The sequence below is a fragment of the Dorea ammoniilytica genome, assembly GCF_025567415.1.
GTDB lineage: Bacteria > Bacillota > Clostridia > Lachnospirales > Lachnospiraceae > Claveliimonas > Claveliimonas ammoniilytica.
Map to the genome: position 1 here is coordinate 24,451 of NZ_JAOQJV010000016.1, position 17,041 is coordinate 41,491.

14 protein-coding genes and 1 pseudogene are annotated in these 17,041 nt (G+C 43.0%); 3 read left to right on the plus strand and 12 right to left on the minus strand.

The genetic code is table 11. From position 1 onward, the window contains the following. Positions 1-45: 45 nt before the first annotated feature. Together OCV65_RS10740 and ptsP are read right to left on the minus strand one after the other, a co-directional pair. Positions 46-1,428 (minus strand): NCS2 family permease, encoded by a 1,383-nt coding sequence (locus tag OCV65_RS10740; RefSeq protein ID WP_118382202.1) that lies wholly within the window; start codon positions 1,426-1,428, stop codon positions 46-48. Positions 1,429-1,547: 119 nt separating this feature from the next. Next, entirely contained in the window at positions 1,548-3,173 is a 1,626-nt protein-coding gene (ptsP, locus tag OCV65_RS10745; protein ID WP_262582054.1) for a phosphoenolpyruvate--protein phosphotransferase, read from the minus strand. Positions 3,174-3,405: 232 nt separating this feature from the next. Here ptsP and OCV65_RS10750 point away from each other — a divergent pair, with 232 nt between their 5' ends. Next, the gene (locus OCV65_RS10750) at positions 3,406-3,606 is read left to right on the plus strand and encodes a cold-shock protein (RefSeq protein WP_118382200.1); all 201 of its coding nucleotides are present in this window, start codon (positions 3,406-3,408) and stop codon (positions 3,604-3,606) included. 233 nt (positions 3,607-3,839) lie between these two features. Here OCV65_RS10750 and OCV65_RS10755 read toward each other — a convergent pair whose 3' ends face one another. The 5 genes from OCV65_RS10755 to mnmM form a co-directional block, all read right to left on the minus strand. After that, a complete protein-coding gene (locus OCV65_RS10755) occupies positions 3,840-4,283 on the minus strand; it encodes an amino acid-binding protein (RefSeq protein WP_118382199.1) in 444 nt (147 codons plus the stop codon). A 17-nt stretch (positions 4,284-4,300) separates the two neighbouring features. Next, positions 4,301-5,632 (minus strand): phenylacetate--CoA ligase family protein, encoded by a 1,332-nt coding sequence (locus OCV65_RS10760; RefSeq protein ID WP_262582055.1) that lies wholly within the window; start codon positions 5,630-5,632, stop codon positions 4,301-4,303. Positions 5,633-5,667: 35 nt separating this feature from the next. After that, positions 5,668-6,237: an indolepyruvate oxidoreductase subunit beta gene (locus OCV65_RS10765; RefSeq protein WP_262582057.1), complete on the minus strand. Its 570-nt coding sequence runs from the start codon at positions 6,235-6,237 to the stop codon at positions 5,668-5,670. Further along, positions 6,237-7,991 carry an indolepyruvate ferredoxin oxidoreductase subunit alpha gene (gene iorA / locus OCV65_RS10770; RefSeq protein WP_118382196.1) on the minus strand — a complete coding sequence of 585 codons (1,755 nt, stop codon included), beginning with the start codon at positions 7,989-7,991 and terminating at the stop codon, positions 6,237-6,239. Before iorA ends, OCV65_RS10765 begins: the two co-directional genes overlap by 1 nt. A 101-nt stretch (positions 7,992-8,092) precedes the next feature. Continuing rightward, positions 8,093-8,656, minus strand: a complete 564-nt coding sequence (gene mnmM, locus OCV65_RS10775; protein ID WP_118452646.1) for a tRNA 5-(aminomethyl)-2-thiouridylate-methyltransferase MnmM — start codon at positions 8,654-8,656, stop codon at positions 8,093-8,095. 208 nt (positions 8,657-8,864) lie between these two features. Here mnmM and OCV65_RS10780 point away from each other — a divergent pair, with 208 nt between their 5' ends. Then, positions 8,865-9,554: a J domain-containing protein gene (locus OCV65_RS10780; RefSeq protein ID WP_118452645.1), complete on the plus strand. Its 690-nt coding sequence runs from the start codon at positions 8,865-8,867 to the stop codon at positions 9,552-9,554. Here OCV65_RS10780 and OCV65_RS10785 read toward each other — a convergent pair. The 4 genes from OCV65_RS10785 to OCV65_RS10800 all read right to left on the minus strand — a co-directional run bounded on the left by OCV65_RS10785 (position 9,548) and on the right by OCV65_RS10800 (position 16,142). Then, positions 9,548-10,039, minus strand: a complete 492-nt coding sequence (locus OCV65_RS10785) for a prepilin peptidase (protein ID WP_262582059.1) — start codon at positions 10,037-10,039, stop codon at positions 9,548-9,550. The genes OCV65_RS10780 and OCV65_RS10785 overlap by 7 nt on opposite strands. 119 nt (positions 10,040-10,158) lie before the next feature. Further along, the gene (locus OCV65_RS10790; protein WP_262582061.1) at positions 10,159-11,025 is read right to left on the minus strand and encodes a DMT family transporter; all 867 of its coding nucleotides are present in this window, start codon (positions 11,023-11,025) and stop codon (positions 10,159-10,161) included. A gap of 25 nt (positions 11,026-11,050) precedes the next feature. Then, positions 11,051-15,607, minus strand: coding sequence for a PolC-type DNA polymerase III (locus tag OCV65_RS10795; RefSeq protein WP_262582063.1), 4,557 nt, complete (start codon positions 15,605-15,607; stop codon positions 11,051-11,053). 76 nt (positions 15,608-15,683) lie between these two features. Beyond that, positions 15,684-16,142, minus strand: a complete 459-nt coding sequence (locus tag OCV65_RS10800; RefSeq protein ID WP_262582064.1) for a hypothetical protein — start codon at positions 16,140-16,142, stop codon at positions 15,684-15,686. A gap of 280 nt (positions 16,143-16,422) precedes the next feature. Here OCV65_RS10800 and OCV65_RS10805 point away from each other — a divergent pair, with 280 nt between their 5' ends. Further along, positions 16,423-16,767 (plus strand): helix-turn-helix domain-containing protein, encoded by a 345-nt coding sequence (locus OCV65_RS10805; protein ID WP_118382191.1) that lies wholly within the window; start codon positions 16,423-16,425, stop codon positions 16,765-16,767. Between the two features lie 42 nt (positions 16,768-16,809). Here OCV65_RS10805 and OCV65_RS10810 read toward each other — a convergent pair. Continuing rightward, positions 16,810-17,041: pseudogene (locus OCV65_RS10810) on the minus strand (glutamine amidotransferase); the annotation flags it as partial.

Here is a 17,041-nt window from a genome sequence, read left to right on the forward strand (position 1 = left end):
CACGATTCAGGATGCTCTTATAATTATCTTCGCTTTCTTTACTTCTTACAGGAAGATATATTTCAGAATAAACAGTACAGCCAGTACATACATCAGACCGCTGATCTTTTTATCTTTTACCTTTCCGGTAATCAGATTCAATGCTACATATGAGATAACTCCCATAGAGATACCTTCTGAAATGCTGTAGAAGAACGGCATTGCCAGAATACAGATATAGCAAGGAATTGCTTCTGCAATATCATTAAAATCAATATTAACAACATTGGTCAGCATGTAGAATCCTACGATGATCAGAGCCGGTGCTGTTGCAAATGATGGAATTGCAAGGAAAATTGGTGACAGGAACAGTGACAGTCCGAAAAGGATTGCTGTTGTAACTGCAGTAAGTCCTGTTCTACCACCTTCTGTTACACCAGAAGCACTCTCCACAAATGTTGTAGTTGTAGATGTACCAAGTACAGCTCCTGCAGTTGTTGCGATTGCATCTGCAAGGAGTGCTCCCTTGATCTGTGGAAGCTTACCTTCTTCATCCAGCATATTAGCTTTAGAAGATACCCCAATAAGCGTTCCAATCGTATCAAACATATCTACAAACAGGAATGCAAAGACAACCACTGCAAAGTCTAATGTAAATATACCGTCAAACTGGAGTTTGCCAAAAATTGGTGCAAGACTTGGGATAGAAAGTCCGTTGCTGAAATCTGGCAGTAAGCTGTAACAGCTAACATCCGGGTTCGGTACATATAGACCTGTAAACTGGCAGATAATGCCAAGCAGCCATGTGATCAAGATACCCCACAGGATATTACCCTTTACATTCTTGATTACCAGAATACCAGTGATCACAACACCGATAATTGCAAGAAGTACCGTGATACCAACATCAGAGGCAGTTGCCTCCAGACCTGTTGATGAGTTATACCCATCCAGTGAAAACAGCTCTACCAAAGTTGCTCCACCGATTACAATGTGTGCATTCTGAAGTCCGATAAATGCAATAAACAAACCAATACCCACACTTACGGCTGACTTCAGATTCATTGGAATCGCATTAAAAATCTGCTCACGCACATTGGTAAGGGATAAGACAATAAACACAATACCCTCTACGAATACAGCTGTCAGAGCTACTTGCCATGTATAGCCCATTCCCAGTACAACTGTGTATGCAAAATATGCATTCAGTCCCATACCAGGAGCCAGTGCAAACGGATAATTTGCAAGCAGTGCCATCAACAGTGTACCGATCAGAGATGCCAGTGCAGTCGCAGTAAATACAGCACCGTGATCCATACCTGTAGCCGACAGGACATTTGGATTGACAGCAAGGATATACGCCATTGTCATGAATGTTGTAATACCGGCAACGATCTCAGTTCTGACATCCGTACCGTTCTCACTTAGTTTGAAAAATTTTTCTAACATGTGTCTCCTCCTTTTTCTCTCACTCATGTTCAAAAAATAAGATATATTTAGCATAACAAAACAGGTCCATAAAGTAAATGAACCTGTTTATTAGTTATCCTTATTGCCATTTATAAGTACTATTTCAATTCACGGATATGTTTACGAAGTGCAAGGATCTGAGAGGGTGCTACTGACAATTCATCAATACCCATATTAATAAACTGCTCTGTCATGGACAAATCTGCTGCCAAATCACCACAGATACTAATCCGCTTGCCTTCCAGATGTACATTATTCGCCACGATACGAATCATCTTAATCAGGGCCGGATGCTTTGGATTATAATATCCTGCAATTCTCCGATTAGTACGATCCATTGCCAGTGTATACTGTGTCAGATCATTCGTCCCCAGACTGAAGAAATCCATCTCTCTTGCCAGTTCTCCACTGATCATAACTGCTGCAGGTGTCTCAATCATTACACCCACCTGGATATTCTCATCATAAGCAATCTTCTCTTCGTAAAGTTCACGCTTTACCTTTTCAAGCACATTCTTTGCAGCAATCGCTTCTTCAATTGAACTGATCATCGGAAACATAATTGCCAGATTGCCATAGACCGATGCTCGAAGGATTGCTCGAAGCTGTGTCTTAAACATCTCTTCCTTGTCTAATGACACCCGGATACCACGATACCCCATTACCGGATTATTCTCTCCCAGAATCTCCATACAGTCTACTGCCTTTTCACCGCCGATATCTGCCGTGCGGATTACTACACGTTTGGTTCCCATAGATTCTGCAGCAAGCTTATAGATTTGGAACTGCTGATCCTCCGTCGGAAATCTACTTCCGGATTCCATGTAAATAAATTCGCTTCGAAACATTCCAACACCATTGGCATCGTTACGAATCACATTCTCAATATCTTCTTTGCTGGTAATATTAGCGCTGACATCAATCTTCTGTCCGCTCTGTGTTACATTCTCCTTGCCTTTTAGGCGCTCCAATGTCTCAGCCTTACGCTGATTCATCTTCTGCTTTTCCTGCATTTTAGTCATTGTAGTCTGATCCGGCTCAATATATACCTTGCCTTCAAACCCATCAATAATGACCATCTTACCCTCGTATTCTTTTTTTAATGCCTCACCGATACCGATAACTGACGGAATCTCCTTCGTCCGCGCAAGCATAGCTGTATGAGAATTAATCGTACCATACATAGTCACAATACCAAGTACTTTGTTACGATCAAGCTGTGCTGCTTCACTCGGATACAGATCCCTGGACGCCATGATAAAAGTATCATCTGTCAGAAGTTTCTCCCTGCGGACACGTGACAGAATACGCAAAATACGTGTCGCCACATCATGCACATCTGCTTCATGTCCTCTGACATAACTTGCCTCACGCGGTGCATATTTTTCGATGAAGCGGTTCGTTGCTTCTTTTACTGCATACTCTGCATTAAACTTCTGGTTCATAATAATATTATTGACACTGTCAATATACTCCACATCTTCCAGAACCATCAGCTGCATCTCAAACATTGCCGCATTCGCCTCGCCAATCTCTCTGGTCATTTCCGCGTATAATTCTTTAATTTCCTGAACTGCCTTCTCACATGCTTTTTTAAATCGAAGAACTTCCTTCTTTGCATCCTCTACATAGATCCGGCGAATCTCTTTTTTTCCCCTTTTATAAAAGGTAAGCCTTCCGACTGCAATACCTTCGGCTACCTTTTTCCCAGTCAATGTAATCATATTCTACCGTCCTTTTTCGTGTCTCTCTTTACTTTACACGCTGTTGCAAAATGCGTCAAGCAAAACAATATTTCCTTATTGTATCACCTTGTTAATTTGTCACATTTTCCAACGTGTTTTCGTTGACTTTTTTAGTAATACATGATAATGTTAATTGGAATCTTCTATAGATTGTTTTTAATATATCTATAGGTGTTTTTCAAATCATATTATGGATTATGGAGGTATTGCAATGAGCAAGGGTACAGTAAAGTGGTTTAATAATCAGAAAGGCTACGGCTTCATTTCTGATGAATCCGGCAACGATGTGTTTGTACACTATTCAGGCATCGCTATGGATGGATTTAAATCATTAGAAGAAGGTCAGGCTGTTGAATTTGATGTAACAGATGGCGCTAAAGGACCACAGGCTGTTAACGTTGTTAAATGTTAATCAGCACCGCATTCAGATCGGTAATGTACCTTTTATTTATATAAATTTATTGACTTTTTAGGTAAAGATTAAATTAATATGTAAAAGCATACATGCGAATGCGCAAAAGAGGCATCGCTTAATCATTTTTCAGATGATTCTGCGACACCTCTTTTTTTTGTTTTCATCTATCTAAGTAGAACCGATAAATCCAGTAGACCATCACAATCCATGATATCAAACTCTTCCTTAGCTTATACGTTTGCGCTATATGCCTCGTCTGCGCTATATACAGTGAATCCGCATCCTGTTAGAATATCTACTACTCTGCCTGGCTCATCACTCTTAAGTACTGCTGCCGCATCAATACCATTAGCAAACGCATACATATACTCAATATTGATCTCACCTTCTACCAACTGATGCATTGCCTTGGACAATGATCCTGTGGCATGTGCAACACGAAATGCAATCACATCTGTCAGCATTGCAGTAATTCCTGCTTCTTTTAGTACCACACGTCCCTTGTGAGGATCGGACACAATCATACGCAGCATACCATAATCAGCAGTATCTGCAAGACTCAGTGCTACAATATTAACTCCACCTTCGGATAATACTTTCAGCACATCGTCCAGACGTCCTGCTCTGTTTTCCAAAAATACAGACAACTGCTGTACTGTATAACTTATACTCATAATCTCATTTCCTCCTATTACAGATTTCTGTTATCAATGACACGTTTTGCCTTACCTTCGCTTCTCTCGATTGTCTTAGGCTCAACCAGTTTCACTTTTACTGCTACTCCAAGTGCCTGTTTCAGCACAGCTCCGACTCTTTCTCTCAGAGCTTCCATCTTACGGATCTCATCAGAGAAGTACTCTTCTGTAACCTCTACCATAACAGTCAGAACATCCAGATTATTCTCACGGTCTACGATCAACATGTAGTGAGGTGCAACCTGTCCACCCATAGACAACAACGCTGTCTCAACCTGTGTCGGGAATACATTGACTCCACGGATAACCTTCATATCATCGGTACGTCCGGTGAACTTCTGGATTCTTGGAAGCGTTCTTCCACATTCGCAGGTGCTGTGATCGATACTTGTCAGATCTTTAGTTCTGTAACGAAGTAATGGCATACCTTCTTTTGACAACGTGGTAAATACCAGTTCTCCTGTCTCCCCATCTGCACATGGTGTATGGTCTGCCGGATTCAGTACTTCCGGATAGAAATGATCTTCGTATACATGCAGTCCCTTGTGATGAATACAATCCATAGCCACTCCGGGACCTGTAATCTCACATAATCCATAGATATCAAAGGTATTAATATTAAAGATGTCTTCGATCTGCTTACGCATCTCATCTGTCCATGGCTCTGCGCCATTAATACTTGTCTTCACCTGCAGACGGTCAATGACTCCCATTTCCTGGGCAGCCTCTGCCAGATACATCGCATAAGACGGTGTACATGCAAATGCAGTTGCGCCAAAGTCTTCCATACACATCAGCTGTCGCTTGGTATTACCGGAAGACATCGGAATTGCCATTGCTCCGAGAGCACGTGCTCCAAAGTCCAGACCGAGACCTCCTGTAAAAAGTCCATACCCATAGCAGATATGCAATCTGTCTTCTGCTGTAAGTCCTGCCATGGTAAGTCCTCTTGCCACACATTCTCCCCATACTTCTACGTCCTTGTTTGTATAAGAAGCAAGTGTCAGCTTACCGGTTGTACCGGAAGTTCCTTGTACACGGGTGATCTTCTCCTTCGGAACGGCCAACAGTCCAAATGGATAATTATTTCTCAGATCTTCTTTGGTTGTAAAAGGAAGTTTCGTAATATCTTCAATACCCTTGATATCTCCAGGCTCCACTCCCAGATCATCCATTTTCTTCTTGTAAAATGATACATGCTCATATACATTCTTTACCTGTTTTACCAGTCGTTCACTCTGGAGTGCGGACATCTCATCCCGGCTCATACGCTCAATCCGTTCATCTCTGTACTGTTCTTTCCAGTCTTCTAATAATACCTTTGCCATCTTTTCTCTCCTTTGCCTATCAATGATGCTGACATCTATAAATTATATCCCACATCAAATGCTTTTTTATTAATGTCAATTGTCTTCGGAGGAACAGTATTCTCAATTACCTGATACCACTGTTCTTTTGTAAAGTCCATATGCTGTGCTGCAATTCCCAGTACAACCAGGTTAAATACGCGTGAATTCTCCAGTTTCTTAGCTTCTTCTGTCGCATTGACTGTGTAGACCTTGTGATCTTTTTTCAGATCGTCAATAATATTCTCCGGATATTCAGCAGCCCCGATCACTACCGGCATCGGATCGATACGCCAGTCATTGATGATCAGCACACCATCTTTTTTAAGAAAATGTGCGTAGCGTTTGGCTTCCAGTCTCTCAAATGCGATAATCACATCTGCCTGTCCTTCCTCTACGATCGGCTCAGCTACCTTTTCTCCATAGCGTACAAATGTAACTACACTTCCACCTCTCTGCGCCATGCCATGTACCTCAGAAAGTTTCACATCATATCCGGATGCAATGGCAAGTCCTCCGAGAATACGGCTGGTAAGCAGAGTTCCCTGACCGCCTACACCTACGATCATAATATTCTTTGTTGCCATTATTCTTCACCTGCCTTTACCAGTTCTATCGCATTAAATTTACACAATTTCTCACAGAGTCCGCATCCTGTACACATTGTATCATCGATATAAACAGTACCATCTGCATTCTTTGTCATTGCCGGGCATCCCGGTTTCATGCACATACCGCATTTCTTACATTTGTCAGAGTGAGCAGTATATAACGGTTTCTTTTCCTTACTGAGAAGCACACATGGTGACTTCGTGATAATCACAGATACTTCGTCCTTTGCTACTTCTTCCCTGATGGTCTTCTCCAGTGTTTCAATGTCAAATGCATTTACCTCAACGACATTCTTAATGCCCATTGCACGACAGAGTCCCGGAATATCAATTGCGTAAGTCGGATCTCCCATCAGAGTCTTACCTGTAGCTGCATGATCCTGATGCCCGGTCATACCTGTCGTTGAATTGTCAAGGATCATAACCGTTCCGGTTGCCTGATTATAGACCATATTCATCAAAGAATTCACACCAGTATGTAAGAATGTAGAATCGCCGATCACAGCTACCCAATTCTTAATATATTCCTTGCCTTTTGCCTTTTCCATACCATGCAAAGTTGAAATACTGGAACCCATACACATGGTCGTATCTACTACGCTAAGCGGTGCAACCGCGCCCAGTGTGTAGCAGCCAATATCACCTGCTGCATGCATCTTCAGCTTCTTTAATGTGTAATATACACTTCTGTGCGGGCATCCAGGACAGAGGATCGGAGGTCTTCCCGGTACTGCTGCCGGCTGATCGATCTCCAACGTTTCTCCAAGAATTCTCTCTCGGATCATATTTGCACTGTATTCGCCCTGTACAGTAAAGATATCTTTACCGACGCACTCAATGCCCCATGACTTCACCTGCTCCTCAATAACCGGATCCAATTCTTCGACAATATAAAGCTTATCAACTTTTGAAGCAAAATCTTCGATCATCTTTCTCGGAAGCGGGTTCACGAGACCCAGCTTACAGACAGATGCATTCGGAAGTGCTTCCTTTACATATTGATACGGAATACCACTGGTGATAACTCCAATCTTCGTATCATTCATCTCTACACGGTTGATCGGCAGTGTGTTAGCTGCCTCAGCCAGTTCTTTATTACGCTTCTCAATCTCTATATGGCGAAGTTTTGCATTACCCGGCATCATAACCGTCTTGCGGATATCCTTTACATATGGTTTATCTTCCGGCACCTTACGATCCTCCAGGGTAACCAGTCCCTGAGAATGTGCCAGTCTTGTAGTCGTACGATATACGATTGGTCTGTCAAACTGCTCACTCAGTTCAAATGCCATCTTAATATATTCTTTTGCTTCTGAACTGTCAGAAGGTTCGATTACCGGAAGCTGTGCTGCGCGGGCAACCATCCGGGTATCCTGCTCATTCTGCGAACTGTAAAGTCCCGGATCATCTGCCACGATAATAACCAAGCCTCCATTTACTCCCATATAAGACACGCTGTATGCAGGGTCTGCAGCTACATTAAATCCCACATGTTTCATACAGGACATAGCTCTTGTTCCTGCAATAGATGCTCCTACTGCTACTTCAGTAGCTACTTTCTCATTCGGAGACCACTCACAATATAAGTCTTCTTTATATTGTACCAAATATTCGCTAATCTCAGTACTTGGTGTACCAGGATATGCTGCTGACACTTTGACTCCAGCCTCATAAGCACCTCTGGCGATTGCTTCATTACCAAGCATGATCACTTTTTTAGATTCTGCCATCTCATTCATCCTTTCTATTCCGTAATATTACGGATAATACTTAATTTAGTATATCACAACACTTTTATAAGTTAAAGCATTAATTTGCGAAACGAGTGTTTTTACGATTTCCACACAAAGACCGGAATCGGAGGCTGATTTACTCTGTTGAAATACTGATTCACAATCACTGTATATGTTTTTGCCGGAAGATTTTTCAGATATTCCATCAACCGATTTTTCTCTTCAAATCCAGTGTCTCCACCACTGTAAATGCACAAACACATCATTCCGCCTGACTTCAGGAGACTCAGTCCCGCTTCCACCGCCTGCACACTGGTCTCCGCTCTGGTAGCAATCTCATGATTTCCTCCTGGAAGATAACCAAAGTTAAAGCAGATCAGATCAACCGTCTTTTCGCCGGCATATCGCGCCATATGCTCATGCCCATCAAGGATCAGTTCTGCACGACCGATGAGGTTCTCATTTTCCAGTCTTTTCTTTGTATAATCCAATGCAACTTCCTGAATGTCAAACGCAATCACATGCCCCTGTTCTCCTGCAAGTTCACACAAAAATGCCGTATCTGCGCCCTTTCCCATAGTAGCATCAATATATAATCCTTCCCGTTTCGCCTGTGTACGAATAATCTCATGACACCATTCTGTAATCTGTGAATACTTCATATCCTCACCATATTTATCCTTCCACTGTATTATCTATAATACTTGCAGATTGCTCCGTGCTATGCACTCTCACAATTCGATCCTGACATTGTTATATATTATACCTCTATCTTTTCCTATCAGGCAACGGTTTCCGGTATTGATTTCGGTCGGAATCTGACGTATGATATTAGATGGGTATAAATAACAATCAGAGGGAGTTTCATACATGAAAGAATGTACATATTATGATCTTTTGGGCGTTCCCATGGATGCAACGGATGAAGAAATCACCAACGCAAAGAATTTCCTGGTGAAGAAGTTGCACCCTGACGCCAATATAGACAGCAAGTTCGATACAACAACTTACATTCAGAATATTCTGTATGCTTACAGGATACTGAGTAATCCGGACAAACGCCGTGTATACGATCGCCGTATCCGTAATCCGATCCGCAGACGAACGCCTGGCGAAAGCAACCGTTCACGCCAATCCGGACCATTATCGCCGAACTTTGCGCCATTCTGGGAAGCAGCTAATAAGTTAAACGAACTGACTGTCATGGGTGCAGAAGTGCTCTATCCAAAGTCAGCGCACAAGCTCGATATACGCAAGCTTGCAGGACGCAAGGAGACGGAACCGGAACGGCTTGCAGAATTTGCCGAACTTGCCAAAAAAGCCAGATCTCATATCGAAGTTCTGGAATCCAGTGGAATTCCGAAGCAATACTGGCACTCACACGCCATGAACTGGATGCTCTTTCAGTGGACACAGAACCGGGAATTCGCCTATGGCATGCTCTGTGCCATGTACGATAACTATCTGGAGCAGAATAAATCTGCCATAGAAAAGAAAAAAATACAGGGACAGATCAGCCAGTTTCTCCAGATTTTGGACAAGATGACTGCCTGTCAGTAGATTTCAGTCAAAATATTGACAGCAATACCGAGACACAGGAACGGTCCGAGCGGAAATTCCGCTTTCCGTCCTGTGTTTTTTATTATCAGAAGATACAGTACGTACACTCCTGCTGAAAAAATCCCCGCTGCCGCCGACCACAGGATATGCCTCCATCCAAGCAGTGCCCCGGCTGCACACATAAACTTCACATCTCCCCCTCCAAAACTGCCTGGCGCAAGCACCGTAATTCCAAGCATTGGCACACTAACACACAAAGCTCCCAGCATCCGTTCCGTCAGACTCATTGCAAATATTTCTGAAAAAGCCAGCTTCTGACATATCTCGAAGTCAAATATCTCCGCACTAAAAAAGACGGCATCCGAAATGACTGCCAGTGCTGCGATACACCCGCAGCACCAGTTCGGAATCTGCCGTCTTCTAATATCTGTATAACTTATCACCGCAAGGATAACCAGAAAAAGTACACCCATAATGTCACCCATAAACCGTTCTCTTTTCGTATCGTATTTGAAGTGCATTTATCTTATCACAACATATACGACACGTCAACTGAATCCACTTCTCTGATCAACAATTATTTGCGCCTCAACCCTGCTATTATTTATGCCGCTATTCTGCGGTTATTGTAAAAAAACATACCTACTGCCATTGCACAGATGACTGCGTAGCCAATCCAGCTTAACAGATCCGGAATCTGACCGAATACAAAGAATCCGAGTCCTGCTGCGAATATGATCTGCGAATAATCGTAAACTGAGATTTCTTTTGCCGGAGCACAGCTGTATGCTGCCGTAATGGTAAACTGACCACCTGCTGCCGCAAGTCCTGCTGCCAGCAGAGTCCCGATCTGTGTCAGACTCATATAGTGGTAATCAAAGATTAGAAACGGCAAGGTCACCAGACAGGAAAATGCTGAGAAGAAGCACACGATAAACGGTCCTTTCTCGCCATGCAATGTTGCTTTTCTTACGTAAGTATAGGCAATACCGGCCCCCAGACCTCCCAGCAGACCGATCACCGATGGGAACAGATCCATATTGGAAAATGTCGGCTTAATTACCAGCAAGCTCCCTAAAAATGCTCCGATCACGAACAGCGCCTGCGGCACATTTACCTTTTCTTTTAGTACCAGGCAGCTGAAGATCACTGCGAAAAACGGCGACATCTTATTCAGCATGGATGCATCCGAAAGCACCAGATGATCGACTGCATAATAATTACACAAGATTCCCAGTGTACCACAGATCGACCGGATTAAGAGATACTTCAGATTCTCTCTTTTACACCGGAACGGTATATCGTTCTTCTTTAATATGATCATTGCAAATACAAATGCGACCAGATTACGAAAAAAGCTTTTCTGTATAGACGGCAGGTCGCCTGCTGCCCGGACGAACATGTTCATCAGGGCAAAGCAAAATGCCGAGCATATAATATACAGAATGCCTTTATAACGTTGTTTCTCCATGTTTAAACACCTCTTATATTTACCATTATAAATCGAACAGACTCAACTGATTACTCTCCGGCAGATCACCGAAAATTCCCAGATCATTCATCAGATCGATGACCGTTTTGCTGACCTTCGTCCGCTGACGGAAATCATCCCTCGACAGATACGGTCCGTCTACCGCTGCTGCCTCTACCGCTTCTGCCGCAATCTCACCCATACCGTCAATACTTGAAAAAGGCGGAAGCAGTTTGCCATCCACAATCTCAAAACGTGATGCCTTTGATTTGTACAAGTCAATCGGCAGAAATTCAAATCCACGTGCATACATTTCCTGCACGATCTTCATATCCTTCAGCGTATCCTGTTCCTTTTTCGACAGTGAATCGGACCGTTTCTGGTAATCACTCATATAGAAATTCAGCCGTTCTTTACCCTGACACATCAGTTCATAGGAAAATGCATCTGCTCGGATACCAAAGTATGCCGCATAATACGCCAGCGGATAATTGATCTTGCAATATGCAATACGGTACGCCATCATAACATACGCCGCTGCATGCGCTTTCGGAAACATGTACTTGATCTTTTCACAGGACCAGATGTACCATTCCGGAATGCCATGTTCAATCATGTCTTCTTTAAACTGTGGCCACTCCTTGCATTTGCCCTTGGCAACAGTACCCTTACGGACGCGCTCCATAATGGTAAATGATTCCTCACTGTCCATTCCTTTATTAATCAGATATGTCATAATATCATCACGGGTACAGATTGCGGTAGAAATCGTCGCCTTTCCGCTTCGGATCAGTTCCTGCGCATTGTTCAGCCATACATCCGTACCATGTGACAGACCGGAAATACGGATCAGGTCAGACAGCGTCTTTGGCTTGGTATCCACTACCATCTGAATAACGAAATCTGTACCGAACTCAGGAATACCAAGACATCCAACCGGGCATCCTCCAATATCTGACGGCTTAATACCAAGTGCCTCCGTACTCAGGAACAAGGACATTACGCCCTGATCATCCAGTGGAATATCTGTTGCATTAAAACGGTTATCTGTTTCATTATATTCATTATCCATTGCCGGAGAACTGATATATTCTTCCAGAGTCTTGATCATGGTCGGATCATCGTGTCCAAGGATATCCAGTTTCAGCAGGTTATGGTCAATGGAATGGTAATCGAAATGAGTGGTTACGATATCCGTTGTCATATCATTAGCTGGATGCTGTACCGGCGTGAAAGAATTAATATCCTCACCCAGCGGAAGGACGATAATACCTCCCGGATGCTGACCGGTACTTCGTCGGATTCCGGTACACCCCTGTACGATACGGTCAATCTCGCATACTCGTTTTCTGGAATTTCGCTCTTCGTAATAATTCTTTACGAATCCATAAGCTGTTTTCTCTGCCAGGGTACCGATCGTTCCGGCACGATAAGTCTGTCCATCGCCGAAAATAACCTCTGTATACTTATGTGCATTACTCTGGTAGTCACCGGAAAAGTTCAAGTCAATATCAGGCTCTTTATTACCTTTAAATCCAAGAAATGTCTCAAACGGAATATCAAATCCGGCTTTCACCAGCTTCTTACCGCACACCGGACAATTCCGGTCCGGCATATCCATGCCGCATCCTCCGGCGTACTTCTTCACTTCTTCGGAAGCGAAATCACTAAAGTGGCAGTGATCACAATAATAATGCGGACTCAGCGGATTAACCTCCGTGATACCTGCCATAGTCGCTACGAATGAAGATCCTACCGATCCTCGCGATCCTACCAGATAGCCGTCTTCATTAGACTTCCATACCAGTTTCTGTGCAATGATATACATTACGGCGAATCCGTTGGAAATAATCGAATTTAACTCTCGTTCCAATCGTTCCGTTACCACTTCCGGCAAATCTTCCCCGTACATCTCATGGGCTCGGTTATAGCAGATCTCCCGCAGCATTCTGTCCGAATCCGGGATAACCGGCGGACACTTATCCGGACGAACCGGTGCAATCTTCTCTACCCAGTCAGCAATCATATTAGGGTTATCAATGACAATCTCATGTGCTTTATCCGAACCAAGATATTCAAATTCTTCCAGCATCTCTTCCGTCGTATGCAGATACAGTGGTGCCTGATCATCTGCATCTGATAATCCTTTACCTGTCATGATAATCCGACGGTAGACCTCATCCTCCGGATCCAGAAAATGCACATCACAGGTAGCAACAACCGGCTTATTAAATTTCTCACCAAGCTTAATGATTTTACGGTTGATCTCCCGCAGATCTTCCTCACTGTTGACCTTGGTAATACGGTCACTGCCAATCATAAATTTATTATTGCCCAGAGGCTGTACTTCCAGGTAATCATAGTAATCTACAATCCTTGCAATCCGTTCTTCAGACTTGTCATTCAGAATTGCCTGATACAATTCACCCGCCTCGCAGGCACTTCCTAAAATCAGCCCTTCCCGATATTTTGAAAATTCACTCTTCGGAATACGGGGCTGCCTTCCGAAATACTCCAGATGCGACTTGGACACCAATGTATACAGATTCGTCCGTCCGATATCATTTCTTGCCAGAATGATCGCATGATAAGACGGTAACTTACGGATAGAATCTGCATTATGCTCTCCGAAATGATTTAGTCCTTTCAAATCATAGATTTCTCGTTCTTTCAGCATATCAATAAACTTTACAAAAATCTCTGCTGTCGCTCCCGCATCATCCACCGCGCGGTGATGATTCTCCAACGAAATATTCAACGCTTTCGCCACAATATTTAACTTAAACTTCGACAATGTCGGCATCAAGATACGCGCCATCGCTACCGTATCCACAGATGTCAGATCCGGTGTCATGTCCTGATAACGCATATTCTGTTCAATGAATCCTACATCAAAGCTGGCGTTGTGTGCTACCAGCACCGCGTCTCCTACAAATTCCAGAAACTGCGGTAATATAGTCTCAATATCCGGTGCATCCATAACCATCTGATCGGTAATGCTGGTTAACTGTGTGATCCGGAATGGAATTGGGATCTTAGGATTGACAAATGTACTGAACTTCTCTGTAATCTTACCATTTTGCACTTTTACCGCACCAATCTCGATAATCTTATCTGCGATTGGACTAAATCCAGTGGTCTCCAGGTCAAACACCACAAACACATCATCTAATGCCTGTCCTTTTTCATTGATCGCCACTTCTTTCAGATCATCTACCAGATATGCTTCCACACCGTAAATAATCTTAAACGGATCGTCTTTATCCAGACGTTCTATGTAATGATTAGCGTCTGTAAATCCCTGTACCACACCATGATCCGTGATTGCAATCGCTTTGTGTCCCCATCGGTGCGCCCGATCTACAATGTCCGTCACATCCGACACACCATCCATATCACTCATCTTCGTATGGCAGTGCAGTTCTACCCGCTTCTCCGGATAGGTATCTTCCCTGCTGGTTGTAAAATCCGGAATCTTACGAATGCCCATTACCGAACCGATAGTCAGCTCGCCGTCGTATTTATCAATAGTCGTCACACCTTTGATTTTCAGGAATGCGCCTTTCTTAATATCTCCCAGAAGATCTGGAAGCTGTTCATTCCGCACAAACATCTTTACCATAATGGTATCTGTAAAATCCGTTACTGCAAAGATCAGTATCGTCTTCTCATTACGGATTTCCCTGGCTTCGAAACTGATCACCTTTCCACGGATGGTAATCTCACCCATTTCTCCAACGACCGTGCTGAGTTCAAGCGCCGCATCATCAAAATCACGTCCAAAAATCATATTCGGATCATCCGACTTACGATAAGAAAAACTACCACTTCTGCCGCCACCACGCCATTTTTGACTATTGCCGCCACTACTGTTATTACCAGTTCCTGCAAATTGCTTCTGCTGTTTTGCTTCTTTCTCTTTTGGCTTGTCGATCGTCGTTTTTTCTTTCTTCTCTGCCTTCTCTTCTTTTTCCTTTTCCTGCTCTGCTCTCTCCTCATGCAGTGCATGATTCCGCTCCATAATGGCATTCACTTCCTGCTGCAGTCTGGATTCATTGAACTTCAGCTTGCTATCCTTCACTTCCTCATATTCTACCTGAATCTCCACCGGAACATGAAAGCGCTCTTCAAAGACATTACGTATCAATGAGACGATACTTTCCTGTTTGCCATGGGCAATTACCGTATCCTTTAGCTTCAGACAGATGGTCTTATCATTTTTCACCGTATACTCTGCCGTCTTCAGCATATTGCTCTCCACCACGCTGCGTTGCGCAGCTTCCAACATCAGGCTGTCATAGTATTCTCGCATCAGATTCTCTGGCGTATACTGTTCTGACAGCTGAAAATGCTCAAAAATCGTCACTCTCACAGGCACTCTGGCAAATAACTGATCTTTGATCATACCTTCCATCGAATAAATATGTCTTTTCTGGATCAGATGATCTGAAAACAAAAATACATTAATAAAATCTCGCTGTCTGTTGGTTGAAACCTTCTCCACCTGTACGCTCTCAAACAACATTCTGATCTCATCATTTACTTTTAATGTTGGAAATACATCAAAAAATATCTTACTCATCTGGCCAACCTCTTACATAAAGACCCCTCTACTGGCATTGGTTCTCCACCTGCTCCTGTAGAGGGGTACATTCTCTTTATTTTCTTACAAATGTCAACTGATCACCATATTCCCGCTCTGTCAGTGTCATCTCATCCTGCTCTACACTGTAATCATAACTGGATGTAATCTGATCTGCTTCATTCTTCACAGTTTCCTCTGTGAGGGTACCGTCTGAATTATCTAAAGCCTTCTGAATCTCCGCATCATCTACTTCAATCGTAATCATCTTCTCACTGCGATCAATGGTGTACTTCAACTGAAGTTCCATATCATTACCATCCAATGCTCCCGGCACTTCCATAACCATAGTAGTACCACCTTTAATCTTCAGTGTCATATCGTTCTCTTCATTCACCCAGGTTCCTTCTAATGGGTTCGAGTGAAACATCCGAAACAGGAAAAATACTGCAATTACAATAATCAATATAGAAGAAATTGCCATCACAACTTTCCATTCTTTGCTTCTTTTTACTTCTTGTTCTTGTGTAAACATATATATATCCATCCTCTCGGTATCTTTTCCTTATAGTCTATCCACATTCGGACAGAATCTGTATATAAATTATAATTTTTTTTGTATCTTGTGTCAACGGCGTTTCCGATTACTTTGTTTACAGTATATTTCTACCGCCTCAAAATGTGCTGTTTCGCAACTTTGTTGCGCAACATGGTTGCTATTCGACACATTTCAACTTTCTTCTCATAGTAACTGGTAAAATATGTAAAAATTATTTACTTGATGATCAAGACTCACTATCACAGGAGGTAATCGCATGTCTCTCCCACAGAAACTTAAGACTCTTCGCGCAGAACACAATATGACACAGGCAGAACTTGGCAGACAGATTAATGTTGCAAGAGCCACGATCGCCGGATATGAAACAAGAAACCGTCAGCCTTCTTATGAAAAGCTGACAGCCATTGCCGAAACATTCCAGGTATCCGTTGATTATCTATTAGACAGCACCGATGAACCAATTGTGCTCCATTCCATGCCTGAAGCCGAAAGAATGCTTGACAGGCAGATTTTTCAAGTGTACCGCACGCTTTCTCTTGCTGAGAAAGAAGATGCTTACGAGTATCTGTGTTTCTTAAAACAACGTGAGCAGAAACATTAAACAACCCTTCACAGTTATATATTCATAAGCTTGTCGGTGCTTCTACTTACCCAAAAAGCGCTCATATACATAAGCATTTGCTTCTTTTTCCTGACTGTCATCTAATGGTGACAGATCAGCACTTCCATATTTCCGTTCCAGAGCTCTTGCGAGCAGCCAATCGCAGACTTCTGGATTCTTCGGAAGCAGTGGTCCGTGCAGATAGGTACCAATCACATTCTTATAAACCACTCCTTCATAACCACTCTCACCATCATTACCGGATCCATATAGC

Bases quoted from the DNA above. Each gene is read 5' to 3' on its own strand.
- OCV65_RS10805 (WP_118382191.1), top strand. From the start codon at position 16,423: ATGTCTCTCCCACAGAAACTTAAGACTCTTCGCGCAGAACACAATATG.
- ptsP (WP_262582054.1), bottom strand. From the start codon at position 3,173: ATGATTACATTGACTGGGAAAAAGGTAGCCGAAGGTATTGCAGTCGGA.
- OCV65_RS10765 (WP_262582057.1), bottom strand. From the start codon at position 6,237: ATGGCAACAAAGAATATTATGATCGTAGGTGTAGGCGGTCAGGGAACT.
- OCV65_RS10790 (WP_262582061.1), bottom strand. From the start codon at position 11,025: ATGGAGAAACAACGTTATAAAGGCATTCTGTATATTATATGCTCGGCA.
- OCV65_RS10755 (WP_118382199.1), bottom strand. From the start codon at position 4,283: ATGAGTATAAGTTATACAGTACAGCAGTTGTCTGTATTTTTGGAAAAC.
- OCV65_RS10760 (WP_262582055.1), bottom strand. From the start codon at position 5,632: ATGGCAAAGGTATTATTAGAAGACTGGAAAGAACAGTACAGAGATGAA.
- OCV65_RS10795 (WP_262582063.1), bottom strand. From the start codon at position 15,607: ATGAGTAAGATATTTTTTGATGTATTTCCAACATTAAAAGTAAATGAT.
- OCV65_RS10740 (WP_118382202.1), bottom strand. From the start codon at position 1,428: ATGTTAGAAAAATTTTTCAAACTAAGTGAGAACGGTACGGATGTCAGA.
- OCV65_RS10780 (WP_118452645.1), top strand. From the start codon at position 8,865: ATGAAAGAATGTACATATTATGATCTTTTGGGCGTTCCCATGGATGCA.
- mnmM (WP_118452646.1), bottom strand. From the start codon at position 8,656: ATGAAGTATTCACAGATTACAGAATGGTGTCATGAGATTATTCGTACA.
- OCV65_RS10785 (WP_262582059.1), bottom strand. From the start codon at position 10,039: ATGGGTGACATTATGGGTGTACTTTTTCTGGTTATCCTTGCGGTGATA.
- OCV65_RS10750 (WP_118382200.1), top strand. From the start codon at position 3,406: ATGAGCAAGGGTACAGTAAAGTGGTTTAATAATCAGAAAGGCTACGGC.
- OCV65_RS10800 (WP_262582064.1), bottom strand. From the start codon at position 16,142: ATGTTTACACAAGAACAAGAAGTAAAAAGAAGCAAAGAATGGAAAGTT.
- iorA (WP_118382196.1), bottom strand. From the start codon at position 7,991: ATGGCAGAATCTAAAAAAGTGATCATGCTTGGTAATGAAGCAATCGCC.